23 protein-coding genes and 1 tRNA gene are annotated in these 25,803 nt (G+C 74.1%); 8 read left to right on the forward strand and 16 right to left on the reverse strand.

The genetic code is table 11. From position 1 onward, the window contains the following. The first annotated feature begins 22 nt into the window (after positions 1 to 22). Both greA and ACWIX7_RS08550 read left to right on the forward strand, forming a co-directional pair. Positions 23 to 526: a transcription elongation factor GreA gene (gene greA, locus ACWIX7_RS08545; RefSeq protein WP_448621116.1), complete on the forward strand. Its 504-nt coding sequence runs from the start codon at positions 23 to 25 to the stop codon at positions 524 to 526. Positions 527 to 539: 13 nt separating this feature from the next. After that, a complete protein-coding gene (locus ACWIX7_RS08550; protein WP_448621117.1) occupies positions 540 to 866 on the forward strand; it encodes an RNHCP domain-containing protein in 327 nt (108 codons plus the stop codon). Positions 867 to 1,043: 177 nt separating this feature from the next. Here the strand turns inward: ACWIX7_RS08550 and ACWIX7_RS08555 are convergent, their stop codons facing one another. From ACWIX7_RS08555 to ilvA, 4 genes are all read right to left on the reverse strand, one after another. Further along, positions 1,044 to 3,110, reverse strand: a complete 2,067-nt coding sequence (locus ACWIX7_RS08555; protein ID WP_448621118.1) for a M3 family metallopeptidase — start codon at positions 3,108 to 3,110, stop codon at positions 1,044 to 1,046. Positions 3,111 to 3,190: 80 nt separating this feature from the next. Continuing rightward, positions 3,191 to 4,000 carry an ABC transporter permease gene (locus ACWIX7_RS08560; RefSeq protein WP_448621119.1) on the reverse strand — a complete coding sequence of 270 codons (810 nt, stop codon included), beginning with the start codon at positions 3,998 to 4,000 and terminating at the stop codon, positions 3,191 to 3,193. Further along, positions 3,997 to 4,992: an ATP-binding cassette domain-containing protein gene (locus ACWIX7_RS08565; protein WP_448621120.1), complete on the reverse strand. Its 996-nt coding sequence runs from the start codon at positions 4,990 to 4,992 to the stop codon at positions 3,997 to 3,999. Before ACWIX7_RS08565 ends, ACWIX7_RS08560 begins: the two co-directional genes overlap by 4 nt. Before the next feature lie 75 nt (positions 4,993 to 5,067). Continuing rightward, entirely contained in the window at positions 5,068 to 6,306 is a 1,239-nt protein-coding gene (gene ilvA, locus ACWIX7_RS08570; protein WP_448621121.1) for a threonine ammonia-lyase, read from the reverse strand. A gap of 84 nt (positions 6,307 to 6,390) precedes the next feature. Here ilvA and ACWIX7_RS08575 point away from each other — a divergent pair, with 84 nt between their 5' ends. Further along, positions 6,391 to 7,869: a sigma 54-interacting transcriptional regulator gene (locus tag ACWIX7_RS08575; RefSeq protein ID WP_448621122.1), complete on the forward strand. Its 1,479-nt coding sequence runs from the start codon at positions 6,391 to 6,393 to the stop codon at positions 7,867 to 7,869. 4 nt (positions 7,870 to 7,873) lie between these two features. After that, positions 7,874 to 9,883, forward strand: a complete 2,010-nt coding sequence (locus ACWIX7_RS08580; protein ID WP_448621123.1) for a VWA domain-containing protein — start codon at positions 7,874 to 7,876, stop codon at positions 9,881 to 9,883. 60 nt (positions 9,884 to 9,943) lie between these two features. Here ACWIX7_RS08580 and ACWIX7_RS08585 read toward each other — a convergent pair whose 3' ends face one another. Continuing rightward, positions 9,944 to 11,278 (reverse strand): DUF2252 domain-containing protein, encoded by a 1,335-nt coding sequence (locus ACWIX7_RS08585; RefSeq protein WP_448621124.1) that lies wholly within the window; start codon positions 11,276 to 11,278, stop codon positions 9,944 to 9,946. A 68-nt stretch (positions 11,279 to 11,346) separates the two neighbouring features. On the opposite strand from ACWIX7_RS08585, the gene ACWIX7_RS08590 reads away from it, so the two are divergent. Next, positions 11,347 to 12,369: an SGNH/GDSL hydrolase family protein gene (locus tag ACWIX7_RS08590; protein WP_448621125.1), complete on the forward strand. Its 1,023-nt coding sequence runs from the start codon at positions 11,347 to 11,349 to the stop codon at positions 12,367 to 12,369. Positions 12,370 to 12,457: 88 nt separating this feature from the next. Then, on the forward strand, positions 12,458 to 13,678 hold the full coding sequence (locus ACWIX7_RS08595) for an acetyl-CoA C-acetyltransferase (protein ID WP_448621126.1): 1,221 nt from the start codon (positions 12,458 to 12,460) through the stop codon (positions 13,676 to 13,678). 205 nt (positions 13,679 to 13,883) lie between these two features. On the opposite strand, the gene ACWIX7_RS08600 is transcribed toward ACWIX7_RS08595, so the two are convergent. From ACWIX7_RS08600 to ACWIX7_RS08620, 5 genes are all read right to left on the reverse strand, one after another. Next, the gene (locus ACWIX7_RS08600; protein ID WP_448621127.1) at positions 13,884 to 14,729 is read right to left on the reverse strand and encodes a Bax inhibitor-1/YccA family protein; all 846 of its coding nucleotides are present in this window, start codon (positions 14,727 to 14,729) and stop codon (positions 13,884 to 13,886) included. A 197-nt stretch (positions 14,730 to 14,926) separates the two neighbouring features. Then, on the reverse strand, positions 14,927 to 16,555 hold the full coding sequence (locus ACWIX7_RS08605) for a M28 family peptidase (RefSeq protein ID WP_448621128.1): 1,629 nt from the start codon (positions 16,553 to 16,555) through the stop codon (positions 14,927 to 14,929). Between the two features lie 118 nt (positions 16,556 to 16,673). Next, positions 16,674 to 16,747 (reverse strand) — tRNA-Leu (locus ACWIX7_RS08610). Between the two features lie 23 nt (positions 16,748 to 16,770). Beyond that, a complete protein-coding gene (locus ACWIX7_RS08615; protein ID WP_448621129.1) occupies positions 16,771 to 18,150 on the reverse strand; it encodes an NAD(P)/FAD-dependent oxidoreductase in 1,380 nt (459 codons plus the stop codon). Between the two features lie 10 nt (positions 18,151 to 18,160). Continuing rightward, positions 18,161 to 18,787, reverse strand: coding sequence for a uracil-DNA glycosylase (locus ACWIX7_RS08620; RefSeq protein ID WP_448621130.1), 627 nt, complete (start codon positions 18,785 to 18,787; stop codon positions 18,161 to 18,163). 332 nt (positions 18,788 to 19,119) lie between these two features. On the opposite strand from ACWIX7_RS08620, the gene ACWIX7_RS08625 reads away from it, so the two are divergent. Then, entirely contained in the window at positions 19,120 to 19,422 is a 303-nt protein-coding gene (locus ACWIX7_RS08625; RefSeq protein ID WP_448621131.1) for a DUF4235 domain-containing protein, read from the forward strand. On the opposite strand, the gene ACWIX7_RS08630 is transcribed toward ACWIX7_RS08625, so the two are convergent. The 4 genes from ACWIX7_RS08630 to eno all read right to left on the reverse strand — a co-directional run bounded on the left by ACWIX7_RS08630 (position 19,403) and on the right by eno (position 22,919). Then, complete coding sequence (locus ACWIX7_RS08630; protein WP_448621132.1) at positions 19,403 to 20,374, reverse strand: Ppx/GppA phosphatase family protein; 972 nt, start codon at positions 20,372 to 20,374, stop codon at positions 19,403 to 19,405. The genes ACWIX7_RS08625 and ACWIX7_RS08630 overlap by 20 nt on opposite strands. Next, entirely contained in the window at positions 20,371 to 20,952 is a 582-nt protein-coding gene (locus ACWIX7_RS08635) for a DUF501 domain-containing protein (RefSeq protein ID WP_448621133.1), read from the reverse strand. The genes ACWIX7_RS08630 and ACWIX7_RS08635 overlap by 4 nt, the downstream gene beginning before the upstream one ends. Positions 20,953 to 21,028: 76 nt before the next feature. Beyond that, a complete protein-coding gene (locus tag ACWIX7_RS08640; RefSeq protein ID WP_448621134.1) occupies positions 21,029 to 21,613 on the reverse strand; it encodes an FtsB family cell division protein in 585 nt (194 codons plus the stop codon). Between the two features lie 16 nt (positions 21,614 to 21,629). Next, positions 21,630 to 22,919, reverse strand: coding sequence for a phosphopyruvate hydratase (gene eno, locus ACWIX7_RS08645; protein ID WP_448621135.1), 1,290 nt, complete (start codon positions 22,917 to 22,919; stop codon positions 21,630 to 21,632). A gap of 166 nt (positions 22,920 to 23,085) precedes the next feature. On the opposite strand from eno, the gene ACWIX7_RS08650 reads away from it, so the two are divergent. After that, positions 23,086 to 23,850, forward strand: a complete 765-nt coding sequence (locus ACWIX7_RS08650) for a hypothetical protein (protein WP_448621136.1) — start codon at positions 23,086 to 23,088, stop codon at positions 23,848 to 23,850. Here the strand turns inward: ACWIX7_RS08650 and ACWIX7_RS08655 are convergent. Both ACWIX7_RS08655 and ACWIX7_RS08660 read right to left on the reverse strand, forming a co-directional pair. Continuing rightward, the gene (locus ACWIX7_RS08655; protein WP_448621137.1) at positions 23,781 to 24,716 is read right to left on the reverse strand and encodes a MazG family protein; all 936 of its coding nucleotides are present in this window, start codon (positions 24,714 to 24,716) and stop codon (positions 23,781 to 23,783) included. The two genes, ACWIX7_RS08650 and ACWIX7_RS08655, sit on opposite strands and share 70 nt — an antisense overlap. 4 nt (positions 24,717 to 24,720) lie before the next feature. Next, complete coding sequence (locus tag ACWIX7_RS08660) at positions 24,721 to 25,713, reverse strand: peptidyl-prolyl cis-trans isomerase (protein ID WP_448621138.1); 993 nt, start codon at positions 25,711 to 25,713, stop codon at positions 24,721 to 24,723. Between the last annotated feature and the right edge of the window lie 90 nt (positions 25,714 to 25,803).

A 25,803-nucleotide genomic window follows, 5' to 3' on the forward strand; every position in this document is an offset into this window, starting at 1 on the left:
CCGACATTTCAGGAGCACCGCCGTGTCCACCCCCACTGACGAGCAGGACCAGGGCGTCTGGCTGACCCAGGAGGCCCACGACCGGCTGAAGGCCGAGCTCGACCAGCTGGTGGCGGGCCGTCCGGCCATGGCCGCCGAGATCAACGCCCGCCGCGAGGAGGGCGACCTGCGCGAGAACGGCGGCTACCACGCCGCCAAGGACGAGCAGGGCAAGCAGGAGGCCCGCATCCGCCAGCTGGAGGACCTGCTGCGCAAGGCCCGCGTCGGCAACGCGCCCACGACGGCGACGCACGCCGCCACCGGCACCGTGATCACCATCCGCTTCCAGGGTGACGACGAGAGCGAGAAGTTCCTCCTCGGCTCGCGTGAGATCGCCGGGACGACGGGACTGCAGGTCTACTCCCCCGAGTCGGCGCTCGGCTCGGCCATCCTCGGCGCGGAGCCCGGGACGACGGTGACCTACCAGGCGCCCAACGGCCGCGACATCACCGTCGACGTCGTCGCCATCGAGCCCTTCGTCCCCTGACCGGGTCCCGGCCGTGAGCCCCGTCCGCTCCCGGCGGGTGGAGAACACCGGGTTCGCTTGCGTGCACTGCGGGTCGGCGGTGCCGGCCAACAGCGACGGGCACTACCGCAACCACTGCCCGGTGTGCCTGTGGTCGCTGCACGTCGACGACCTCCCCGGCGACCGGGCGAGTACGTGCCGGGCGCCGATGGAGCCGATCGGCCTGGTGGAGAAGTCGGGCAAGGGCTGGCAGGTGGTCCACCGCTGCACGGCCTGCGGCCACCGCCAGCCCAACCGGCTGGTCCGGGAGGGCGAGGGACAGGACGACCTCGACGTCGTCCTGTCCCTGCCCTGGCTGTAACACTGCGGTCCTACCGGACCGCACCGCGGCCAGGTGCCGTCCCCCTGCCGCGCTGAGCCGCTGCGTCGCTCCTCGCGGGGACCCTCCGGGCCCCCACTCGTCACGACCGGATGGGTCGGCTCTGCGGCCAGGTGCCGTCCCTCTTCAGCGCTGAGCCGCTGCGTCGCTCCCCGGCTCTCAGGCCGGCAGCAACCCGCGGCGGCGCAGCAGCGGGGTGGGGTCGGCGTCCCGGCCGCGGACGGCGCGGAAGGCCTCCAGCGGGTCCACCGCTCCGCCGACGGACAGCAGCCGCGACCGGAAGACCTCGCCGTTCTCCCGGCGCAGCCCGCCGTTCTCCTTGAACCACTCCACCGTGTCGGCGTCGAGCACCTCCGACCAGATGTAGGAGTAGTACCCGGCCGCGTAGCCCCCGGCGAAGACGTGCTGGAAGTACGTCGTCCGGTAGCGCGGCGGCACCAGGTCGTAGGCGACACCCGCCGCCTCGAGCGCGGCCCGCTCGAACTCCCGCGGGTCGCCGACCTCGGTCTCCGGCGTGATCCGGTGCCAGGCCTGGTCGAGCAGCGTGGCCGCCAGGTACTCCAGCGTCGCGAAGCCCTCACCCCACAGCTGGGCGGCCTCGATCGCCTCGACGACGCTGGCCGGCAGCGGCTCACCGGTCTCGACGTGCCGGGCGTAGCCGGCCAGGACCTCCGGCCACAGCGCCCACATCTCGTTGACCTGGCTCGGGAACTCGACGAAGTCCCGCGGCACGCTGGTGCCGGAGAAGCGCGGGTAGGTGACGGCGGAGCTCAAGCCGTGCAGCGTGTGGCCGAACTCGTGGAACAGCGTGTTGACCTCGTCGAGGGTCAGCAGGGTGGGCTGCCCGTCGGCGCCACGGGTGACGTTGAGGTTGTTCACGACGACCGGCTGGGTGCCCAGCAGCCGTGACTGGGTGACGAACGAGCTCATCCAGGCCCCACCGCGCTTGCCCTCGCGGGCGTAGAAGTCGCCGAGGTAGAGGCCGATCCTCCGTCCGTCCGCGTCGGTGACCTCCCAGACCCGGACGTCGGGGTGGTAGCCGGCGAGGTCGGGCCGCGGCGTGAACCGGTAGCCGTAGAGCCGCTCGGCGGCGGCGAAGACGCCGTCGACGAGCACCCGGTCCAGCTCGAACCACGGTCGCAGTGCCGCGGTGTCGACCGAGTACCGCTCGGCGCGCACCCGCTCGCTGTAGAAGGCCCAGTCCCAGGGCGCCAGGTCGGTCACGCCGTCCCGCGTGGCGACCTCGCCCAGCGCGGCCGCCTCCGCCTGCGCGTTGGCCAGCGACGGGCCCACCATCCGGCCGAGCATCGCGTCGACCGCCGCGGTGCTGCGCGCGGTCTGGTCGGCGAGCACCAGGTCGGCGTGGGTGGCGAAGCCGAGCAGCCGGGCGCGCTCGGCGCGCACCCCGGCGATCCGGACGGCGACCGGCCCGTTGTCGTGCTCGCCGCCCGACGCCCGACCCACCGAGGCCTCGAACACCCGGCGGCGCAGCTCCCGGTTGCGCAGCTTGGTCAGCACTGGCTGACCGGTGGGCAGCAGCAGCGGGATGAGGAAGCCGGTCGCCCCTCGATCGGCGGCGGCGCGGGCTGCCGCGGCGACCTCCTCCGGGCCCAGCCCGTCGAGCTCGGCGGCGTCGCGCACCACGACCGCGGCGGCCTCGGTGGCCAGCTGCAAGTTCTGCCCGAACGTCGTCGACAGCTCCGAGAGCGCGCGGTTCAGCTCGGTCAGCCGGGCCCGGCCGGCCTCGTCGAGCCGCGCGCCGGCGAGCACGAAGTCCAGGTGGTAGCGCTCCACCAGCCGGACCGCCTCGGCGTCCAAGTCCGAGTCGTGCCGCTGCGCGTGGACGGCGTCGATGCGGGCGAACAGGGCGGGGTCCAGCCGCAGGGCGTCGCCGTGCGCGGACTCCAGCGGCGCCAGCTCCCGCTCGATCTCACGCAGCCGGTCGGTCGCGACCGACGAGGCGAGGTTGTGGAACACCGCACCGGCCCGGCGGTACAGCCGCCCGGACCGCTCCAGCGCGACGACGGTGTTCTCGAAGGTCGGCGGCTCGGGCGACCCGACGATGGCAGCGACCTCGGCACGCTGCTCGGCCATCCCGGCCAGCACCGCCTCGCGGCAGTGCTCGAGGGTGATCTGCGCGAACGGCGGCAGCTGCAGGGGGAGGGCCGAGGGTTCGAGCAGCGGGTTGTCGACGGACGGGACGGCGGGAACAGGCATGGCACTCATCGCCGCCCATTGTCACGACAGAGCGCCGGACGCGGGTGGCCCACAACCGATCCGGTCCCGGGCCACCCGCGTCCGGGGGATCACCTCGTCGCGGTGCGCTGGTAGAGCCGCACCGAGAGCGGCACGAAGACGGCCAGGATGACCGCCGTCCAGATCAGCGTGTAGAGGACCGGGTTCTGCAACGACCAGGCGTCGGGCACCGGGGTGCCAGGAGGCACGTTGCCGAACAGCTCCCGCGACGCCAGGGTGACCGTCGAGACGGGGTTCCACTCGGCGAAGACCCTGAGCACGGAGGGGAAGGTCTCCAGCGGCACGAAGGTGTTGGCGATGAACGTCAGCGGGAAGATGACGATGAAGCTGGCGTTGTTCACCACCTCCGGCGTACGGACCAGCAGCCCGACCACCGCCATCAACCACGAGATCGCGTAGGCGAAGACCAGCAGCACGAGGAAACCGGCGAGCGCCTCCCCGAGCGAGGAGTTGATCCGCCAGCCCACGACCAGGCCGGTCAGGGCCATGACGGCGATCGAGATGACGTTGAGCCCGGCATCGGCGACCGTCCGCCCGACGAGCACGGCCGAGCGGGACATGGGCAGGGAGCGGAACCGGTCGATCAGTCCCTTCTGCAGGTCGTCCGCGATGCTGGCGCCGGTGATGGTGCTCCCGAAGACCACCGTCTGGGCGAAGATCCCCGGGAGCAGGAACTCGGCGTAGCTGATGCCCGGCGGCAACCCGCCGATCGCGCCGCCGAACACGTAGCGGAACAGCACCACGAACATGATCGGTGAGAGCGTCGCCAAGACGATCAGGTCCGGCACCCGCTTGACCTTGATCAGGTTGCGCTTGGTGATGACCACGCTGTCCGACAGCGTCGTCGCGAGACTGCTCATGCCATCCCCCCGGTCGCGGCCGGCTCCGCCTGTTGGTCGTCGGTGGCGGTCTCCTCCGCCGCGTGCCCGGTGAGGGCGAGGAAGACGTCGTCGAGGTCGGGACGGCGCAGACCGACGTCGAAGATCTCCGCGGTGTGGCCGTCGAGCCGCTGCAGGGCCTCGGCCAGCACCTCCGCACCGCCGGACACCGGCAGGCTGAGCCGGCGCGCCTGCTCGTCGACGTGCGGCTCGTCGACGGCCAGCCCGCGCAGCCGCGCCACGATGTCGGGCAGGACGGCGGCCGTCGTCACGGTGAACTCCAGCCGCTGGCCACCCACCTGCGCCTTCAGCTCGTCGGCGGTGCCGCGGGCGATCACCCGGCCGCGGTCGATGACCACCATCCGGTCGGCCAGCCGGTCGGCCTCCTCCAGGTACTGGGTGGTCAGCAGGATCGTCGTCCCGCCGTCGGCGAGGTCGGCGATGAACTCCCACATGCCCAGCCGGCTGCGCGGGTCCAGCCCGGTGGTCGGCTCGTCGAGGAAGAGCACCCGCGGCCGGGCGATCAGCGAGGCCGCGATGTCCAGCCGGCGGCGCATGCCCCCGGAGTAGGTCTTGGCCGGCCGGTCGGCGGCCCCGGTGAGGTCGAAGCGCTCGAGCAGCTCGCCCGCCCGAGCCCGCGCCTCACGCTTCCCCAGCCGGTACAGCCGCCCGACCATCTCCAGGTTCTCCAGGCCGGTGAGGTACTCGTCGACGGCGGCGTACTGACCGGTCAGCCCGATGGAGGCGCGCACCGCGTCGGCATCGCGCACGACGTCGAGCCCCACCACCTCGGCCCGCCCCGCGTCCGCGCGCAGCAGCGTGGTGAGGATCCGCACCACCGTCGTCTTGCCCGCGCCGTTGGGGCCCAGCAGCCCGAGGACCGAGCCCTCGACCACGGTCAGGTCCACCCCGTCGAGGGCCGTGGTGGCGCCGAAGCGCTTGACCAGCCCCTCGACGACTATCGCGTCGTCCATGACCGGGAAACTATGTGACGAGGCGGACACTTCCCGACCGCTTTTCCCGGCGTCCCCCCGCAGAGGGGACCTCTCTCACCCGGTGGTGACCGTGTAGCCGGCCCGGTGCAGCCGGGCCAGCACCTCGTCGGCGTGCTCGGGCCCGCGGGTCTCCAGGACGACGAACACCTCCACCTCGCCCAGCCCGAGCCGGGTCGCCGTCCGCTCGTGCTCGACCTCCAGCACGTTGGCGCCGACCTGCGCCAGTTCGCCGAGCACCGCGGCCAGGGACCCCGGCCGGTCGGGCACCCGCAGCCGCAGCGACAGGTAGCGGCCGGCCGCGGCCATGCCGTGCTGCACGACCTTGAGCAGCAGCACCGGGTCGATGTTGCCGCCGGAGACGACCGCGACCACGGGCGGCGGGAAGGCCGCGGGCTCGGCGAGCACGGCCGCGACCGCGGCGACGCCGGCCGGCTCGACCACGAGCTTGGCCCGCTCCAGGCAGAACAGCAGCGCCTGCGACAGGTCCTCCTCGCTGACCGTGCGCACCTCGTCGACCAGCTCGCGGACGTGCGCGAAGGTCAGCTCCCCCGGCGCGCCGACGGCGATGCCGTCGGCCATCGTCGTCATCGCCGACAGCGCCACCGGCCGGCCGGCGGCGAGCGACCCGGGGAAGGCGGCAGCCGCGGCGGCCTGCACGCCGACCACCCGGACGTCGGGACGGCGGGAGCGGACCGCGGCCGCGATGCCGGAGACCAGACCCCCGCCCCCCGTGCAGACGACGACGGTGGCGACGTCGGGGCACTGGTCGAGGACCTCCAGACCGACCGTCCCCTGCCCGGCGATCACGTCGGGGTGGTCGAACGGGTGGATGAACACCGCGCCGGTGCGCTGCGCGTGGTCGGCGGCCGCGGCCAGGGCCTCGGTCAGCGAGGCGCCGCCCAGGCGGGCCTCGGCGCCGTAGCCGCGGGTGGCCGCCACCTTGGGCAGCGGCGCGCTCTCGGGCATGAACACCGTGGCCCGGATGCCGAGCAGCTGCGCGGCCAGGGCGACCCCCTGCGCGTGGTTGCCCGCGCTGGCCGCGACGACGCCGCGCGCCCGCTCCTCCGGTGTGAGCCGGGCCAGCCGGGTGTAGGCGCCGCGGATCTTGAACGAGCCGGTGCGCTGCAGGTTCTCGCACTTGAGCCAGACCGGGCCGCCGACCCGCTCGGCCAGCGCGCGCGAGTGCTCCAGCGGCGTGCGCCGGACGACCTCCTCCAGCAGCGCCGCCGCGGCGTCGACGTCCGCCCCGCCGACCAGCAGTCCGGTCCCGCCCTCCTCCTCCGCAGCCGCCATGCCGCGATCCTCGCAGGGACTGCGCCCAGGTGGCAGCGGCCGAACGGGTGACCAGCGAGGCGCCTGCGTCGTACCGTGGCGGGGGTGACGGACCCTGGCACCCCCGCCTCCGCTCCCCCCGCCCCCACGACACTGGGCGAGCTCCGCGACAGCGGGGCCACCTTCCGGCCGGTCAAGGCCGAGATCCGCGCCAACCTGCTCGCCCGTCTGGCGGCCGGCGAGCCCTCCCTGCCGGGTATCGTCGGCTTCGAGGACACCGTCGTCCCCGAGGTCGAGCGCGCCCTCATCGCCGGCCACGACCTGGTCCTGCTGGGCGAGCGCGGGCAGGGCAAGACCCGCCTGATCCGCACGCTGGTCGGCCTGCTCGACGAGTGGACGCCGGTGCTCACCGGCAGCGAGCTCAACGAGCACCCGCTGGCCCCGATCAGCGTGTGGGCGCACCGCCAGATCGCCGAGCACGGCGACGCCACCCCCGTCGGCTGGCTGCACCGCAGCGACCGCTTCGGCGAGAAGCTGGCCACCCCGGACACCAGCGTCGGTGACCTCATCGGCGACGTCGACCCGATCAAGGTGGCCGAGGGCCGCACGCTGGGCGACCCCGAGACGGTGCACTACGGCCTGGTGCCGCGCACCAACCGCGGCATCTTCAGCGTCAACGAGCTGCCCGACCTCGCCGAGCGCATCCAGGTCGCGCTGCTCAACGTGCTGGAGGAGCGCGACATCCAGATCCGCGGCTACCGGGTGCGGCTGCCGCTGGACCTGCTGCTGGTGGCCAGCGCCAACCCCGAGGACTACACCAACCGCGGCCGGATCATCACCCCGCTCAAGGACCGCTTCGGGGCCGAGGTGCGCACCCACTACCCGATCGAGCTGACCGACGAGGTGCGCCTGCTGCACCAGGAGGCGCACACCAGCTGGGTCGGAGCCGACGGCACCGCACGGGCGGGGGACGCCGGGCTCGCCACACCCGTCATCCCCGAGCACCTGGCGGAGATCGTCGCGCGCTTCACCCGGCTGGTCCGCGACTCCAACCACGTCGACCAGCGCTCCGGCGTCAGCGCCCGCTTCGCCATCGCCGGGCTGGAGACGGTCGCCGCCTCCGCCGTCCGCCGGGCTGCCGTCGCCGGGGAGACCCGGCCGGTCGCCCGCGTCGTGGACCTGCCGGCCATCGTCCCGGCCAGCCGCGGCAAGGTGGAGTTCGCCGATTCCGGCTCCGACCCGGACGACGAGCGGGAGCTGGAGGTGCTCGAGCACCTGCTGCGCCAGGCGACCGCGCAGACCTTCCGGGCCCGCTGCGCCGGGCTGGACCTCACCGGCCTGCAGGAGCACTTCACCGGCGGGGAGACCGTCGAGTCCGGCGAGCTGGTGCCGGCCGCGGCCCTGCTCGGTCAGCTCGGCACGATCCCGAAGCTCGCCGAGCTGCTCGGCCGCCTCGGCGTGCCGGAGGGCGAGCAGTCGGCCGAGCAGGCCGCCGCCGCGGTGGAGTTCGCCCTCGAGGGCCTCTACCTGACCCGCCGGCTGGCCAAGGACACCGACGGCCCGCGCACGGTCTACGGAGCCTGAGGTGGTGAGGAGGCCCGGCAAGGGCTACCGGTACGGGCGCTGGCGCGGCGGGCCCGACCCGCTCGCCCCGCCCTACGACCTGGGCGGTGCGGTCGACGAGATCGGCGACTCGGTGCTCGGCGGCAGCGGCGTCCGCGAGGCGCTGCGCGAGCTGCTGCGCCGCGGGATGGACGGCCGGCGCGGGCTGGACGAGCTGCGCCGGTCGGTCCGCGAGCGGCTGCGGCAGGCGCGCAACGCGGGACGGATGGACGGCACCCTGCAGGAGGTCCGCGAGCTGCTCGACCACGCCGTGGAGGCCGAGCGGCGCGAGCTGTTCCCCGACCCGGACGACATGGCCCGGCTCAAGGAGGCCGAGCTCGACGCGCTGCCCGAGGACACCGCGGGCGCCGTCCGGGCGCTCAAGGAGTACGACTGGCGCTCGGCCGAGGCCCGCCAGGCGTACGAGCAGATCCAGGACCTGCTGCGCCGCGAGGTGCTCGACAGCTCCTTCGCCTCGATGAAGCAGGCGCTGGAGAACGCCTCCGCGGGCGACATGCAGGCGGTCAAGGACATGGTCGCCGACCTCTCGCAGCTCATCGACGCGCACAACCGCGGCGAGGACACCGACGAGCGGTTCCAGCAGTTCATGGACAAGCACGGGCAGTTCTTCCCCGAGGACCCGCAGTCGGTCGAGGAGCTGATCGACCAGCTGGCCCGCCGGGCGGCCGCCCAGGAGCGGATGATGGCCGGCCTCTCGCCCGAGCAGCGGGCCGAGCTGGCCGACCTGATGGCCCAGACGATGCAGGACATGGGGCTGGCCAGCGAGATGGCGCACCTGCAGGACGCGCTCCGCCAGGCCCGGCCCGACCTGCCGTGGGGGCAGCGCGGGCAGGTGCCCGACGGCGAGCAGTCCCTCGGCATGGGCGACGCCACGAGCGCCGTCGCCGAGCTGGCCGACCTGGAGGCGCTGTCCAACCAGCTCTCCCAGGGCTACGCGGGCGCCTCGCTGGCAGACGTGGACGAGGAGCTACTCGAGCGGGCGCTGGGCCGGCCCGCCGTCGACGACCTCGGTGCGCTGCGCCAGCTGGAGCGGGAACTGGAGCGGCAGGGCTACCTCAACCGCTCCGACGGGAAGCTCGAGCTCTCCCCCAAGGCCGTCCGCCGGCTGGGCGCGACCGCGCTGCGCCGGGTGTTCGCCAAGCTCGACGCCACCGGGCGCGGTGAGCACGACGTCGCCGACGCGGGCGCGGCCGGCGAGCTGACCGGTGGCTCGCGGGAGTGGCGGTTCGGCGATGAGCAGCCGCTGGACGTCGTCCGCACGGTGCGCAACGCCGTCCTGCGCACCGCCCACGAGCCACGTCGTCGGGCCCACCCCACCACCCCCGGCGCGACCGCCGACCGCGCGGTGCACATCGCTGTCGAGGACTTCGAGGTCGTCGAGACCGAGCGGCGCACCGGGGCCGCGGTCGCGCTGCTGGTCGACCTCTCCTACTCGATGGCGCTGCGCGGCACGTGGGGCGCGGCGAAGTCGACGGCGATGGCCCTGCACTCGCTGGTGACCACCCGCTTCCCGCAGGACGCCATCCAGATCATCGGTTTCTCCTCCACCGCCCAGGTGCTGCGGCCGGAGACCCTCGCCGAGCTGAGCGTGGACACGCTGCAGGGCACCAACCTGCAGCACGGGCTGATCCTGGCCCGGCGGTTCCTGGCCCGGCACCGGGACGCCGAGCCGGTGGTGCTGGTGGTCACCGACGGGGAGCCGACGGCCCACCTGGAGGACGACGGGACGCCGTTCTTCTGCTGGCCGCCGATGCCGGAGACGATCGCCCGCACCGTCGCCGAGGTGGAGCGGGTGGCCCGGTCCGGAGCGGTGATGAACGTCTTCGCCCTCGATCCGGAGCCCGGGCTGGTGCACTTCGTCCACGACATCACCCAGCGGGCCGGCGGTCGGGTGTTCACCCCCGACAGCGAGCGGCTCGGCGAGTACGTCGTCGCCGACTACCTGCGCACGAGACGGGGCCGCCGGGCCCGCTGACGCGGCCCTCCTGCAGGGGCCCGCCCCGAGCCTGCGAGGGGTGGGGGTCAGGGGGGTCCTTCAACCGCTCGAGCTGATCCCCGGGATCCGCCCCGCGCGGAACGCGTCGACGAACAGCCGGTGGTCCTCCTGCGTGCGGCGGGCGTAGGAGTGCGCGAAGTCGACCAGGTCGGCGACGAACTCCTCCCGCCGGCCGCCGACCATCTCGGTGATCGCCTCCTCGGTCTGGAACGGCACCAGGGTGTGGTCGCTGTCGGCGTCCCCGACGCAGTGCACCTTCGCCGTGGCCCGGCCCAGCTGCGCGAGCACCGGGGCGATCTCCTCGGGCTCGGTGAGGTCCTCCCAGTCCAGGTCCAGCTCGTAGGGCGAGAGCTCCTGCACGACGAACCCGACCCCGTTGATCTCGGTGTAGCCGAGGAACTGCGAGGCGTTGGCCTGCAGCGCCCGCTGGGACACCGCCGTGCGGTGCCCCTCGTGCTCGAAGGAGGCCCGGATGCCCGGGTCGCGGACGACCCGGCTCGGCGCCGGGACGTTGCCCTGCTTCAGCGAGAGGACGACGTCGTTCTCCAGCGCCTGGTCGTAGCCCTCGAGCAGGACGTTGTAGGCGGGCAGCCCGGCACTGCCGATGCCGAAGCCGCCGGTGGCGACGACGTCCTTCACGTCGTAGGCGACGTCTCGGCGCCGCCGGGGCGGGAAGACGGTCCCCCGGTAGCGGTCGAGGGCGGCGAGCACGCGGTCGCGCTCGGCGTCCTGGAGCCGGCGGGTGCGCGGCCCGTCGGCGAAGCGGCGCTGGAAGTCCTCGACGACGGTCATCCGGTCCAGCAGCGCCGAGCGGCTGCGGGCGCTGGTCTCCAGGATGACCTCGTGCACCGCTCCCTCGGTGTTCTCCTTGACCAGGGCGAAGGACTTGTCGTCGTCGAGGCGGGTGAACGCCCGGACCTGGTCGAGGTAGGCCCCGAGGTAGCCGTGCAGCAGGTCGGAGATGACCTCGTCGCCGAAGGCCTTGCGCCAGGCGAGCAGCGCGAAGCTGGCACAGAAGCGGCGCAGGTCCCAGCTGACGTGACCGACGTAGGCCTCGTCGAAGTCGTTGACGTCGAAGACGATCCGCCCGGCGCCGTCCATGTAGGTGCCGAAGTTCTCCGCGTGCAGGTCCCCCTGGATCCACACGCGGCTGGTGCGCTCGTCGCACCAGGAGTCCTCCAGCTGCGCCATGTCGGCGTAGAACAGGCAGGCAGTGCCCCGGTAGAAGGCGAACGGGTCGGCCGCCATCTTGCGGAACTTGGTGCGGAAGGCGTCGGCGTCGGCGGTCATCAGCTCGGAGAAGGCGTCGACCAGCACGTCGACGATCTGCTGAGCGCGGTCACCCTGGGTGACCCCTACGGGGGATTCGGCCACGGGGGGACCGTAGGGGGCGGTTAACCTGCTGGGACAGGTGTGTTCTCCATCCGAGGGACGGGGTGGCGGTGACTCGAGCGACCACGGCATGGCGGCTGGCCACGGGTGCCGCCTACGGCGGCGGGGGGCTGGGCCTGGCCGGCGCCGGGATGCTGGCCGTGCTGCGGCAGCAGGCCCGGTCCGCGAGGCGGCGGGTCGAGTCGAACAACCTGCGCGGGGACCCGCCCTCGGGCGAGGGCGTCTACGGGCGCGGCCGCGGCCGGCCGATCGTGCTCGCCGTCCTCGGTGACTCCAGCGCCGTCGGGCTGGGCGTGCACCGCGCCGCCCAGACCCCCGGCGTGCTGCTCGCCGCGGCGCTGGCCGAGCTGGCCGAGCGCCCGGTCCGGCTGGTGCGGCTGGCCGTCTCCGGCGCGAAGTCCTGGCAGCTCGACGAACAGGTCGACAAGGCCCTCCTCGAGCAGCCCGACGTCGCCCTCGTGATGATCGGCGCGAACGACGTCACCAGCCGCACCGCACCCCAGGTCTCGGTCCGGCACCTGCGCGACGCCGTCGGCCGGCTCACCGAGGCCGGTACGCAGGTCGTCGTCGGCACCTGCCCGGACCTGGGCACCGTGCGCCCGATCGCCCAGCCGCTGCGCTGGCTGGCCCGCCGGTGGAGCCGGCAGCTGGCCGCCGCGCAGACCATCGCCGTCGTCGAGGCCGGTGGGCGCACCGTGTCGCTGGGCTCGGTGCTCGGGCCGTCCTTCGCCGAGGACCGGGACCTGTTCAGCATCGACGAGTTCCACCCCAGCGCGGCCGGCTACGCCGCGGCGGCCGCCGTCCTGCTGCCCTCGATCGCCGACGCCCTCGGCGTCTGGCCGGCCGCGGCCGACCGGGGGCTGCGCAACCTGCGCCGCGACACCGTCCGCCCGGTCGCCCGGGCCGCCGCCCGGGCCGCCGGCCGCACCGGCACCGAGGTCCAGGCGACCGCCGTCCGCGGTCAGGACACCGGGCCGCGGGGTCCGTGGGCCCGGCTGCGCCGGCGCCGGCCGCCGGACCTCCCGACGCCGGAGCAGGCCGAGCGCGCCGCGGAGACGACACCCCTCGGCTGACGGTGGACCGACCCCTACCGGGGAGTAGGTTCGGGGGTGACCCGACGTCCGGCGACCCGTCGTCGGAGCCCCTCATCGTGGAGGACCCATGCCCGAAGCCGTCATCGTCGCGACCGCGCGCTCGCCCATCGGCCGCGCGTTCAAGGGCTCGCTCAAGGACCTGCGGCCCGACGACCTCACCGCCACCATCGTGCGCGCGGCGCTCGACAAGCTGCCGGCGCTCGACCCGACCGACATCGACGACCTGATCCTCGGCTGCGGCCTCCCCGGTGGCGAGCAGGGCCACAACATGGGTCGTGTCGTCAGCATCCTGCTCGGCATGGACCACCTGCCGGGGACGACGATCACCCGCTACTGCTCCTCCTCGCTGCAGAGCACCCGCATGGCCATGCACGCGATCAAGGCCGGCGAGGGCGACGTCTTCATCTCCGCCGGCGTCGAGATGGTCTCCCGCTTCGTGAAGGGCAACAGCGACTCGCTGCCCGACACCCAGAACCCGGCGTTCGCCGACGCGCAGGCCCGCGTGGCCAAGACCGCCGAGAGCGGCGCGGACTCCTGGACCGACCCGCGGGAGGTGGGCGAGGTCCCCGACATCTACATCGCGATGGGGCAGACCGCCGAGAACCTGGCGCTGCTCAAGGACGTCTCCCGCCAGGAGATGGACGAGTTCGCCGTCCGCAGCCAGAACCTGGCCGAGCAGGCCATCGCCGACGGCTTCTGGGAGCGCGAGATCACCCCGGTCACCACGCCGGACGGCACGGTGGTCAGCAAGGACGACAGCCCGCGGCCGGGCACCACGCTGGAGGGCATCTCCGGCCTCAAGCCGGTCTTCCGCCCTGACGGCCGGGTCACCGCGGGCAACGCCTGCCCGCTCAACGACGGCGCCGCCGCGGTCGTGGTCATGAGCGACACCAAGGCCCGCGACCTGGGGCTGACCCCGCTGGCCCGCATCGTCTCCACCGCGGTCACCGGCCTCTCGCCGGAGATCATGGGCTACGGCCCGGTGGACGCCTCCAAGCTCGCGCTGCAGCGCGCCGGGATGAGCATCGGCGACATCGACCTGGTCGAGATCAACGAGGCCTTCGCCGCGCAGGTCATCCCGAGCTACCGCGACCTGGGCATCGACATCGACAAGCTGAACGTGCACGGCGGGGCGATCGCCGTCGGCCACCCCTTCGGCATGACCGGCGCCCGCATCACCGGCACGCTGATCAACGGCCTGCAGACCAAGGACAAGACCTTCGGTCTGGAGACGATGTGTGTCGGTGGCGGCATGGGCATGGCGATGGTCCTGGAGCGCCTCTCCTGATGAAGGACGCACCGGCGATCTTGGCGCCATGACCACCGACCGGGTCCCCCGCGTGGTCACGGCGCCATGATCCCGGGGTACTCCCCACCAACGGCCAGTGGCCCGGCCCCCTCGCGGGGACCGGGCCACTGGTGTGTGCTACGGCCCCGTCCCGGGTCCCGCCCTGAGCTCGCGAAGGGTGGGGAGGACGGGGTCCTTCACCAGATCACTCGCTGCTCTGCAGGTAGGACAGCAGCCGCAGGATCTCCAGGTACAGCCAGACGACCGTGATGAGCAGGCCGAAGGCGATGTACCAGGCGAACTTCGCCGGGGCGCCGCGGCGGATCGCCTCGTCGGCCATGTCGAAGTCGAGCAGCAGCGAGAACGCCGCGACGCCGATCACGACCAGGCTGAAGATGATCGACAGCGTGCCGCCGTCACGCAGGCCCAGGCCGCCGGGGACGAAGAACCCGACCACCAGGTTGACCAGGACCAGCGCCAGGACACCGAACATCGCGCCGACGATCCAGCGGGTCAGCTTGGGGGTGACCCGGATGGCGCCGGTCTTGTAGACGACCAGCATGCCGGCGAAGACACCGAAGGTGCCAACCAGCGCCTGCATCACGATGCCGGGCCACAGCTGGTTGAAGGCTTCGCTGATGGCACCGAGCGCGATGCCGTACAGGGCGCCGTAGGACAGAGTGGCGACCGGGTTGGCGATCTGCTTGAACGAGATCACCAGGCCGAGCACGAGGGCCACGAGGACCGCGGGCAGGGCCAGCCCGAACGCCAGCTCCTGCGGGAGCAGCGCCCAGGTGACGGCGGCCGAGAGGACGGTGACCAGGAAGGACAGGCCCGTCTTCTGGACGACGTCGTCCATCGTCATGTAGCGGGTGGTGGGCGGGGCGTACGGCGACTGCGCGTACGGCGAGGGCGCGGCGTACGGGTCCTGCGTCCCGGAGCCGTACTGCGGAGCGCCGTACTGGGGCGCGCCGCCCCACGGGGACTGCTGGCCGTAGCCGGGGCCCGTGTTCTGGAGTCCCCGGCCGAAGACCGGGTTGGAGCTGGGCATCGTCATCTCCTCGAGGTGACCTGGCTGTCGTGGGGCCCACGGTCCTGCACCCCACTCGTCCAGGTCAACGCCTGAAGGGCCCTGCACGTTCCTGGATGTCCCCTGGACACCCGGACGGGGGGGTGCGCAGACGCCGCGGGGCGGCCCCCCTGCAGGGTCCCGCCACGAGCTCGCGAGTGGCGGGGCAGGGGCCTCGCTCAGGCGGTGTCACCCCCGTGGTCGTGGTCGTGCCCACCACCGCCTGCCTGGGGCGCCTCCCCGGGCGGCGTGAGCCGGTACTGCCGCGCCTGCGGGTCGCCCTGGTAGGTGCCACCGGGGACCGGCTGGCCGGCCACGCCGTTGACCCGCTGGGTGTCGTACGCCAGCGTCAGGACGGCGTAGGCGATGGCGTCGGAATTCTGGTCGAGCGCCTCGGGCTCGAGGTTGGCGATGTCGTCACCGACCTGGTGGTAGTTCGGGTCGTAGGCGACGCCCGCCGCACCGCCGTAGGCCGCGACCTGGTACTCCTGCTTGAGCTGCTCGGCGCCGGTGAAGAGACCCCCGGCGGGGATGCCTGCGATCGCGAACGCCTGGTAGTCACTGCGGCCGCTGAACTCCGTGCCCTCGTAGAAGAGCCCACGCTCCTCGTAGAAGTCCTCGAACACGTACTCGATCTGCGCCGAGCCCTCGGGGACGAAGAAGGGGTTCTGCTCGGTCGGCGGCGGGACGGTGAAGGTCGACTGGTCGCCGTCGTAGATGAACCGGGCGAAGTTCGGCGAGCCGACCATGTCGAAGTTCAGGTACAGGCCGATGTCCTCGCGCTGCTCGGGGGTCAGCGACGCCACGTAGTGGTTGGACCCGAGGAGGCGGAGCTCCTCGGCACCCCACCAGGCGAGGCGGACCGTGTTGGGCAGCTCCGTCCGGGACAGGTTCTCGGCGATCTCGATCAGCGCCGCACTGCCCGAGCCGTTGTCGTTGATGCCCGGACCGGCGAGCACCGAGTCCAGGTGGGCACCGGCCATCACCACGTTGTCCGAGGTGGCACCGGGCAGCTCGGCGATCACGTTCTCCGTCGTGCGCACCTCGCTGGTCGAGTCGACCGCGACCCGCACCTGGTCACCGGCGAGGTCGGTGCCCGCCGCGGCGGCCACCCCGATCACCGGGACGGTCACCCCAGGGCTGCCCAGGGTGCCCTGCACCACGCCGGTGCGGTCCTCGCCCCCGCCGTCGTTGAAGACGATGACCGCGGTCGCGCCGGCGGCCTGGGCGTTCTGCGCCTTGACGCCGAAGGTGCAGGTGCCGCGCTCGACGAGGGCGACCTGCCCGACGACCGCCGCCGGGAAGTCCTCGGCCTCGCAGCCGCTGGAACCCGAGTCGACGTCGACCGGCACGGCGGTGCCCGTGACGTCCCCGCTGCCCGAGTAGGTCATGACCGCGTAGTCGGTGCCCTCGGCGAAGATGGCGGGGTCGGGCGACACCCGCTCGAAGGAGCTCCCGTTCAGCTGGAAGAACGGGAACTCGAACGCCTGCCGCGAGACCTCCCAGCCGGCCTTCTCCAGCCGCTGCTCCACGTAGCGGACCGAGTCGGCGTAGCCCTCGGTGCCGGAGGCGCGGTTGCCGCCGTTGCGGTCGGCGATCTCCTGCAGCGCCTCGAGGTGCTGCACGACCCCGTCGAGGGTGACACAGTCGGTGAGCTCGGCGACGGTGTCGTTGACCTGCTTCTCGCACGCCCTGCCGTGCGGCGTCGCGCCGGCCGGGCCGGCGAGGGCGGCGGTGCCGGCCAGCGTGAGCGCGCCGGCGGCGCCGAGCGCCACCACCCGTGCCCAGGGGGAGTCGGTCCGGGTCATGCAGGGTCCCGTCTGCTCGGGGGTGTCTCGACGTTGAGACACCGTGTGTGACTGCTGTCACTCTCTGTCGGGTGACAGCGCACCGTCAAGCCTTGACGCGGGCGCACCGGCCCACGAGTGCCCCCGGTCGGGTTCGAACCGACACTGGGACCCTTTTAAGGGGCCTGCCTCTGCCAGTTGGGCTACGGGGGCCGCCGAGGACGCCAGCCCGGCGGTCAGCCTGCCCGCAGGGAGCCGGACTGGGCCTTGTCCTCCGCCGAGGGCGGCGGCAGCGAGCCGGTCCGCCCGGTGTTCGCGGCCTGGACGAACTCGCGGCGCGGGTCCTGCAGCTGGCCCAGCGAGATGATCTCCCGGCGGAAGAGCGCGGCCATGGTCCAGTCGGCCACGACCCGGGCCTTGCGGTTGAAGGTGGGCACCCGGCTGACGTGGTAGGTGCGGTGCATGAACCAGGCCGGCCAGCCCTTGAGCTTCACGCCGTAGACCTGCGCGACGCCCTTGTGCAGGCCCAGGCTCGCCACCGAGCCGGCGTAGGCGTGCCGGTAGGGCTCGGGCTCGCGGCCCTCGAGCGTCGCGACGATGTTGTCGGCCAGCTGCTTGGCCTGCCGGACGGCGTGCTGCGCGTTGGGCGCGGTGGTCGCGCCGGGGCTCTCCTTGGTGAGGTCCGGGACGGCGGCGAGGTCACCGGCCGACCACGCGTCGGGCAGCCCGCGCACCTGCAGCGTGGGCTCGCAGACCACCCGCCCGCGCTCGTCCACGGGCAGGTCGGTCTGGGTGAGCATCGGGTTGGGCTTGGTGCCCGCCGTCCACACCAGGGTGTCGCTGTCGAACTCGTCCCCGTCACTGAGCCGGACGTGGCAGTCGGACACCGATTCCAGCCGGGTGTTGAGCCGGACGTCCATCCCACGCGCCGTCAGCTGCTTGACCGTCCAGGCGGCCATGTCCAGGTCGACCTCGGGCAGGATCCGGCCCATCGCCTCGACCAGCACCCAGCGCATGTCCGCCGGGGACAGCCGCGGGTAGTAGTGCGTGATGGCGTAGTGCGCCATGTCCTCGAGCTCGGCGAAGGCCTCCACGCCCGCGTACCCGCCGCCGACGAAGGTGAAGGTCAGCGCGCGGCGGCGGACCTCCGGGTCGTCGGTCGAGCTGGCGGCGTCCAGCCGGGCCAGCACGTGGTTGCGCAGGTAGATCGCCTCGCCGACGTTCTTGAAGCCGATGCCGTGCTCGGCCAGCCCCGGGATGGGCAGCGTACGGGCGACGGAGCCCGCGGCCATCACCAGCACGTCGTAGCGGAGCTCGTAGGGCTCACCCACGAGGGGGGCGATCCGGGCCCGCTTGTCGGCGTGGTCCAGCCCGGTCACCGCACCGGTGACCACCCGGCACCGCGGCAGCGTCCGGCGCAGCGGCACCACGACGTGACGCGGCTCCACGGAGCCGGCCGCGGCCTCGGGGAGGAACGGCTGGTAGGTCATGTGCGGCTGGGGGTCGACGACGATGACCTCCGCCCGCCCGTGCGAGAGGCGCTTCTGCAGCCGCAGGGCGGTGTAGAGCCCGACGTAGCCGCCGCCGACGATGAGGACCACGGGTCGGTCTGCCATGCGCCCGAGCCTAGGGCCGGGACGGCACCTCGGGCAGGTCGGCGAGCTCGGTGGCCCGGGTCAGGACGGCGTCCAGCATCGGTTCGGTGAGTTTCCCGGTGAAGGTGTTCTGCTGGCTGACGTGGTAGCTGCCCAGCAGGGTCAGCGGCCCGCGCGGCCCCTCCAGGGACACCTCGACGCCGTGCCCGAACGGCGGCCGCGGCCGCGGCAGCGCGTAGCCGGCCTCGGCCAGCACCGGCCACAGCGCCGTCCAGCCGAACCCACCGAGGACGACGGCGACCCGCAGCCGCGGCAGCAGCGCCAGCTCCCGCGCCAGCCACGGCGAGCAGGTGTCCCGCTCCTCGGGGGTCGGCGCGTTCGCCGGTGGCGCGCAGCGGACCGCGGCGGCGACGCGCACACCGGTGAGCTCCAGCCCGTCGCCGACGTGGGTGGACGTCGGCTGGTTGGCCAGGCCGGCCCGCCACAGCGCGGCGAAGATCCAGTCGCCGCTGCGGTCGCCGGTGAACACCCGGCCGGTGCGGTTGCCCCCGTGCGCGGCCGGCGCCAGCCCGACGACGGCGATCCGGGCGTCGGCCGGGCCCAGCCCAGGCACCGGCCGGCCCCAGTACTCCTCGTCGCGGAAGGAGGCCCGCTTCACGCGGGCGACCTCCTCCCGCCAGGCCACCAGGCGCGGGCAGGCGCGGCAACCGGAGACCCGGGCGTCGAGGACGGCGAGGTCGTGGGCGCCGCGCGCCGAGCGGACGACCCCGACCGGAGTGCGGGTGACCGGGAAGCCGGCTGCGTCGCCATGGCGGCCCCGCTGCAGGGGCCCACCGCGAGCCTCGATCGGCCCCCCTGCAGGGTCCCGCCGCGAGCCTGCGAGTGGCGGGGGGCAGGGGCGTCCTTCACGGGGGGCAGCGGGGTCCTTCATAGGCTCCAGCAGACCACCCGGGCGAGCGCGGGGGCCCCGCGGGGCGGCATGATCGCCGGGTGGCCCGGAAGAAGAAGCAGAAGGCACCGCTGACCTGGAAGCTCCTGGGCACCGGCACGGCGGTCCCCGCGGGGATCGCCGTCCGGAAGCTCAGTGACGCCGCCTGGTACGCCGTGCGCGGCACTCCCCCGCCCAAGAACCCGGCCGCGCCGGGCGTCGGCTGGGGCGAGGCCCTGGCGTGGGCGGCGGTGTCGGGGGTCGCCGTGGCGGCCGGCCGGCTGGTCGCCGCCCGAGGCGCGGCGGCGGCCTACCAGTCGCTGACCGGCAAGCTGCCGCCCGGGGTCAACGAGGGCTCCCCCTGACCGGTCCACGGGCCAGCTGCAGCGCGATGCCGTCGAGGATGTCGTGCTCGCTGACCACGACGTCGTCGAGCGCGAAGGCGTCCATGAGCACTCGCAGGATGAGCGAGCCGGCGCCGATGACGTCGACCCGGCCCGGGTGCATGACCGGGTACGCGGCGCGCCGCTCCCGCGTGGCGGTGAGCAGCCCGGCGGTCACCGCGCGGACGGCGGACACCGGGATCCGCGAGCCGTGGATGGCCGCCGGGTCGTAGGCCGGCAGGCGCAGGGCGAGCGCCGCGACGGTGGTGACCGAGCCGGCGAGGCCCACGAGGGTGGCGGCCTCCCCCACGGGGACGACGGCGGCGACGTCGGCCAGCGCGGCGCGGATGTCGGCCTCGGCGCGCTGGACCTCGTCGGCCGAGGGCGGGTCGCCGTGCAGGTGCCGCTCGGTCAGCCGGACGCAGCCGACGTCGACCGAGCGGGCCGCGCGCATCCCGGCCGCGTCGCCGAGCACGAACTCGGTGGAGCCGCCGCCGATGTCGACGACCAGGTACGGCGGGCGGGGGCGGGCCTGGCCGTGCGCGGCGACCGCGGCGTCCAGCGAGGCGGTGGCGCCGAGGAAGGACAGCTGCGCCTCCTCGTCGCCGGGGACGACGTCGGGCAGCTGGCCGAGGGTGGCCAGCACCATCGCCTCGAAGTCGGCGCGGTTGGCGGCGTCCCGGCTGGCGCTGGTGGCGACCATGCGGACCGCCGTCGCGCCGAGCTCGCGAGCCTGGGCAGCGTACTGCGCCAGGACGACGCGGGTGCGCTCGATGGCCTCCACGGCGAGCCGGCCGGTGGCGTCGACGCCCTGGCCGAGCCGGACGACCTCCATCCGGCGCAGCAGGTCGGTGTGCGGACCCTCCGGCGGGACGTCGGCCACCAGCAGGCGGATGGAGTTGGTGCCGCAGTCGATGGCCGCGACGCGGGTCATCGCCCCTCCTCGTCCGTGGCTCGACTCCGGCCTCGTTCCGCTCCTCGGTCGCCGGCGCTCCCTGCGATGCTCGTCCGGCCGTCGTCTTCGGCGGTCCGGGCGCACGGCCCGTTCGCCCACCACTCCCCCATCTCGGCCACCGCCCGGTCGCCGACCGGGTTGACCCCCGGGCCGGCGGCGAGCGCGTGCGCGGCCAGGGCGTGCAGGCACTTGACCCGGTCCGGCATGCCGCCGGCGGTGTTGCGGGTGGGCAGCTCGCCGAGGGCGTCGCGCTCGGCCAGGTAGGCCCCGTGGGCGGCGCGGTAGCCCGCGGCCAGCTCCGGGTCGGTGCCCAGGTCGGCCTGCCACTCCCGCATCCGGCCGGTGGACTCCAGCCGGCTGGCCGCGGCGCTCGCCCGCGGGCAGGTCAGGTAGTACAGCGTCGGGAACGGGGTGCCGTCCTCGAGCCGCGGGGACGTCTGCACGACGTCGGGCTGGCCGCACGGGCAACGGTGCGCGACCGCCCGCAGGGCACGCGGCGGCCGGCCGAGCTGGCGGGCCACGACCTCCCGCTCCTCCGGCGTGATCGGTCCGCTCACTCGCTGGGCTCCTCGCCGGCGCTCGTCGGCCGCGTTCGCGTCACTGCCGTACACATCGGTGAGCTCACGAGCTCGCTCACTTGCCGGGCTCCTCGTCGCCGTCGGCCACCGCGACCGACTGCAGCAGCGCCTCGTACCAGGGCAGGTCGCCGTCCTCGGGCTCCGGCACCGTGCCGGCGTCCCCCTCGACGGCCTCGCCGTCCACCACGACCACCAGCCGGTCACCCGGCAGGACGTACGCCAGCCGCTCGCGGGCCTGCCGGGCCTGGTAGTCCGGGTCGGTCTGCCGCTCCAGCTGTTCCTGGAGCTGCTCGGCCCGCTGGTCGAGGGCGGTGCCCTCCGCGGCCAGCCGGGTCAGCTCGGCACGACCGGCCAGGAACTGGCGCACCGGGCCGGCCAGGGTGAGCAGCAGCACCAGCACCAGGCCGGCCAGCAGCACCGCGCGGCCGGTGACCAGGGGACGCCGGGGCGCACCGCCGGCCGGCGCCGGCCGCGCCGTGCGGCGGACGGCCCGCTTCGGCTCCGGCCGGCTGCCCGCACCCGAGCGGGAGCCGGCCGGCACCGGACGGGACGGCGCACCCGACAGCGGGCGTCCGGTGGCGCGCCGTCGTCCGGAGGGCGCCGCGCCCGACCCGCCGCGGCGGCCGCGCGCCGCGCTCATGGGCGGGCGCGACCGGTCACTCGCCGGCCGCCGCGCCCAACCGCGGGAAGGCGGCCGCACCGGCGTACCGGGCGGCGTCGTCCAGCTCCTCCTCGATGCGCAGCAGCTGGTTGTACTTGGCGACGCGCTCGCTGCGGGCCGGCGCACCGGTCTTGATCTGCCCGCAGTCGGTGGCGACGGCGAGGTCGGCGATCGTGGTGTCCTCGGTCTCCCCGGAACGGTGGCTCATCATGCAGCGGTAGCCGTTGCGGTGCGCCAGGTTGACCGCGTCCAGCGTCTCGGTGAGCGTGCCGATCTGGTTGACCTTCACCAGCAGCGCGTTGGCCGCGTTCCGGGCGATGCCGTCGGCCAGCCGCGCCGGGTTGGTGACGAACAGGTCGTCGCCGACGATCTGCACCCGGTCGCCGAGGGCGGCGGTCAGCGCGATCCAGCCGTCCCAGTCCTCCTCGGACAGCGGGTCCTCGATGGAGACGATCGGGTAGGCGTCGACCAGGCCGCGGTAGTAGTCGATGAGGTACTCCGCCGAGCGGGTCTGCCCCTCGAAGTCGTAGCCGCCGTCGGCGTGGAACTCGGTGGCGGCGACGTCGAGGGCGAACGCGATGTCCCGGCCGAGGGTGTAGCCGCTCTTCTCGACGGCCTCGGCGATGAGGTCGAGCGCGTCGCGGTTGCTCGGCAGCGAGGGCGCGAAGCCGCCCTCATCGCCCAGGCCGGTGGCCAGCCCGCGGCCCTTCAGCACCGACTTCAGGGCGTGGTAGGTCTCGGTGCCCATGGCCAGCGCCTCGACGAAGGTCGGCGCGCCGATCGGGGCGATCATGAACTCCTGCACGTCGACGTTGCTGTCGGCGTGGGCGCCGCCGTTGAGGATGTTCATCATCGGCACCGGCAACAGGTGGGCCGAGGGCCCGCCGACGTAGCGGAACAGCGGCAGCCCGGCGGACTCGGCGGCGGCCTTGGCCACCGCGAGGCTCACGCCGAGGATCGCGTTGGCGCCCAGGCGCTCCTTGTTCGGCGTCCCGTCGAGGTCGAGCAGCCGCTGGTCGACCAGGCGCTGCTCGCTGGCGTCGTAGCCGACCAGCTCGGGGCCGATGACGTCGAGCACGTTGTCGACGGCCTTGGTCACGCCCTTGCCGGCGTAGCGCTCACCCCCGTCCCGCAGCTCCACCGCCTCGAAGGCGCCGGTGGAGGCGCCGCTGGGCACGGCGGCCCGCGTGATCGTCCCGTCGTCGAGGGCGACCTCGACCTCCACGGTGGGGTTTCCGCGCGAGTCGAGGATCTCCCGCGCGCCTACGGCGTCGATGCTGGGCACGGGGAGCAGCCTAGCCAGCCCACCGCGGGCCGGGGGCGCGCCCCGCGGGCCCCGTTCCCCCCTGTAGGAGTGAGGCCCGCCGGCGCACCGTTGCCCGCTCCCGCCCCGCACGGGTGGACTGCTCCGCGACCGGTGAGCTGCTCTTGGCCCCGGGGGGAGGGAGCAGATGACCACGCAGGGGTCCCATTCGCCGTCGGTGCTCGCCCGCACCGGCTCACTGCTGTGGGTGCGGCTGCTCGTCCCGCTGCTGTTCGTCGACCTGGCCTTCGTGGTGGCGTCGGTCGTCCACGAGGCCCGGTTCGGGATCGACGTCCAGGACCCGTCGCCCTGGCTGCTCGAGGCCGACGGCGGCTGGTCGGAGGTGTGGGGCTACTGCCTGCAGGCCACCCTCGTCCTCTCCCTGCTGGTGCTCGCGGTGCGCACCCGGCACGCCGTGTGGGCCGCCTGGGCCCTGCTCTACGCGGCCGCGCTGGCCGACGACGGGATGCGCCTGCACGAGAACAAGGGCGCCTGGCTGGCCGAGATGCTGGGCAAGAAGCTCTGGTTCCCGCCCGACGGGTTCCTGGGGCTGCGCGCGAACGACCTCGGCGAGGTGCTCGTCTGGGGCCTGCTCGCCGTCGTGCCGCTCGGCCTGGTCGTCCTGCTCCACCGGCGCAGCGACCGGTGGAACCGCCGCGGGAGCATCGCGGTGGCCGTCCTGGTCGCCGCGTACGTCTTCTTCGGTGGCGTCGTCGACCAGCTGCACGTCCTCGTCCTGGACACCCCGCTCGAGGGGGTCATGGGAACGGTGGAGGACGGTGGGGAGCTGGTCGTCCTCAGCGTCACGGTGGCCTTCGTCGCCGGCCTGCTCGGTCGGGCCCGTCAGGTGCGGTCGTCGGCCTCGCCCGGGCCTGAGGTGCTGGCCGCCGCGGCGTCGAGCTCCCCGGCGTAGCGGCGGACCGCCTCGCGCAGGGCGTCCTCGACGTCCCAGCCGCGCCGCTCGGCGGCAGCGACGACGGCCAGCAGCCGCTCCCCCAGCTCCTCGGGGCTGGCCGAGCCGAGTTCTGCGGGCTCGGGCGTGGTCAGGCCGGCGCGGGCCGCACGGCGCACCAGCGCCGCCCCCCACGAGGCCGCGGGCTGCGACCGCGAGACGCCCTCGGTCGGCGAGCGCCGCTGCTTCTCGGCCTTCTTGATCTCCTCCCAGCCCACCTCGACCTGCGCCACGTCCCGCGGGCCGGCGTCGCCGAACACGTGCGGGTGCCGCCGGACGAGCTTGTCGACGAGGTCGCCGGCGACGTCGTCCACGTCGAAGCGCCGTCCGGGTGGCGCCTCCGCGGCGACCCGCGCGTGGAAGACCACCTGCAGCAGCACGTCGCCGAGCTCCTCGCGCATGCCGGCCGGGTCGTCGTCGACGATCGCGTCGTAGGCCTCGTGCGCCTCCTCGAGCAGGTAGCCGCGCAGCGAGGCGTGCGTCTGCTCGGCGTCCCACGGGCAGCCGCCGGGCGAGCGCAGCACGTCCATCACCCGGACGACGTCGAGCAGCCGGCTGCCGCGCAGCGGCGGGGCGTCGACGACCTCCCCGGCGTCCACCTCGACCCCGGCCGGGACGAGCGCGACGACGCTGTCCGGGCGGGCGGCGGCGGCCGCGGCGTCGGGGACGTCGTCCACCGCCCAGCCCTCGGCGCGCAGCGCGTCGGCGCTCGCGGCGGCGCCGGGCAGCGCGACGACCGGTCGGCCGCTGGCGACCGCCCGCCAGGCCGCGGGGGCCAGCAGGCCGGGGAAGGCGGGGTGGACGACGACGGCGAGCGCGACGGACACCCGGTCAGTCTCCGGCAGCCGCCGGCGCGGTGCCGCCCGCCTCCTCCAGGAGGTCGACGACCCCGTCGTCGGACGGGACGACCGCGCCGTCCTCGATGGCGCCGTAGCGCGGGTTCACGGTGACGTCGATGTCGGCGCGGACGTCGGTGACCAGCTCCTGGGCGGCGGCGTCGGCATCGGCCCGGGCGGCCTCCTCGAGGTCGGGGCGGACCTCCTCGAAGCTCGGCACGGCCGGCTCGCCGACGAAGACCACCAGGACGCCGGGCAGGTCGGGCACGGTGAGCGAGGTGGCCGAGTTGGGCGCGGCACCGCCCACCACGTCGGCGAGCGGCGCCGGCACGTCCCCGGGCGCGCGCGCCGTCACCTCGGGCAGCGTTGCCTGGCCGGGGTACTGCGCGGCGATCGCCGGGTAGGCGCCCGGGTTCGCGTTCAACGTGGCGACCGCCGCGTCGGCGGCGGCCTGGTCGGGGACGTTGACGTAGCCCAACCGGACCTGCGCGAGCGACGGCACCTGCTGCTCGTACGCCGCGCGAAGCTCCTCCTCGCTCGGTTCGCCGGCCAGCCCCTGGGACTCCGCGACCCGCTGGCGCAGCAGCTGCTGGCGGACGGTCTCGAAGACGTCGGCCCGCGCGACGCCCTGGGCGGCGGCCTGCGCGTAGACGGCCTCCGGGTCCTCGCCGGCGAGCAGCTCGTCGAGGCGCGCCTGCACGTCGGCGTCGTCCACCGTGACGCCGTAGCGCTGCGCGACCCGGTCGTAGACCTCGGCGGTGACCAGCCGGGTGAGGACCAGCCGGGTGAACTCGTCCTCCCGGCCCGTGGCGGCCTGGGCCAGGGCCGGGTCCTCCAGGCGGGTGTCGACCGCCGTCTGCAACTCGTCGACGGTCACCTGCTCGTCGCCGACGTAGGCGGCCACGCTCGGGTCGCTGCGGCAACCGGCCACCCCGGCCAGCGCGACCAGGCCCACGGCCAGCGATGCGGTCAGGCGACGCTTCTGCACCGACCGAGCGTGCCACACCGGGTGGCCTCGTCCGGGGAACCGCCCTGAGCTGGCGAAGGGCGGAGAGGACGAGGTCCTCCTGCCACGGCG

This window comes from Geodermatophilus sp. URMC 65, assembly GCF_053502545.1.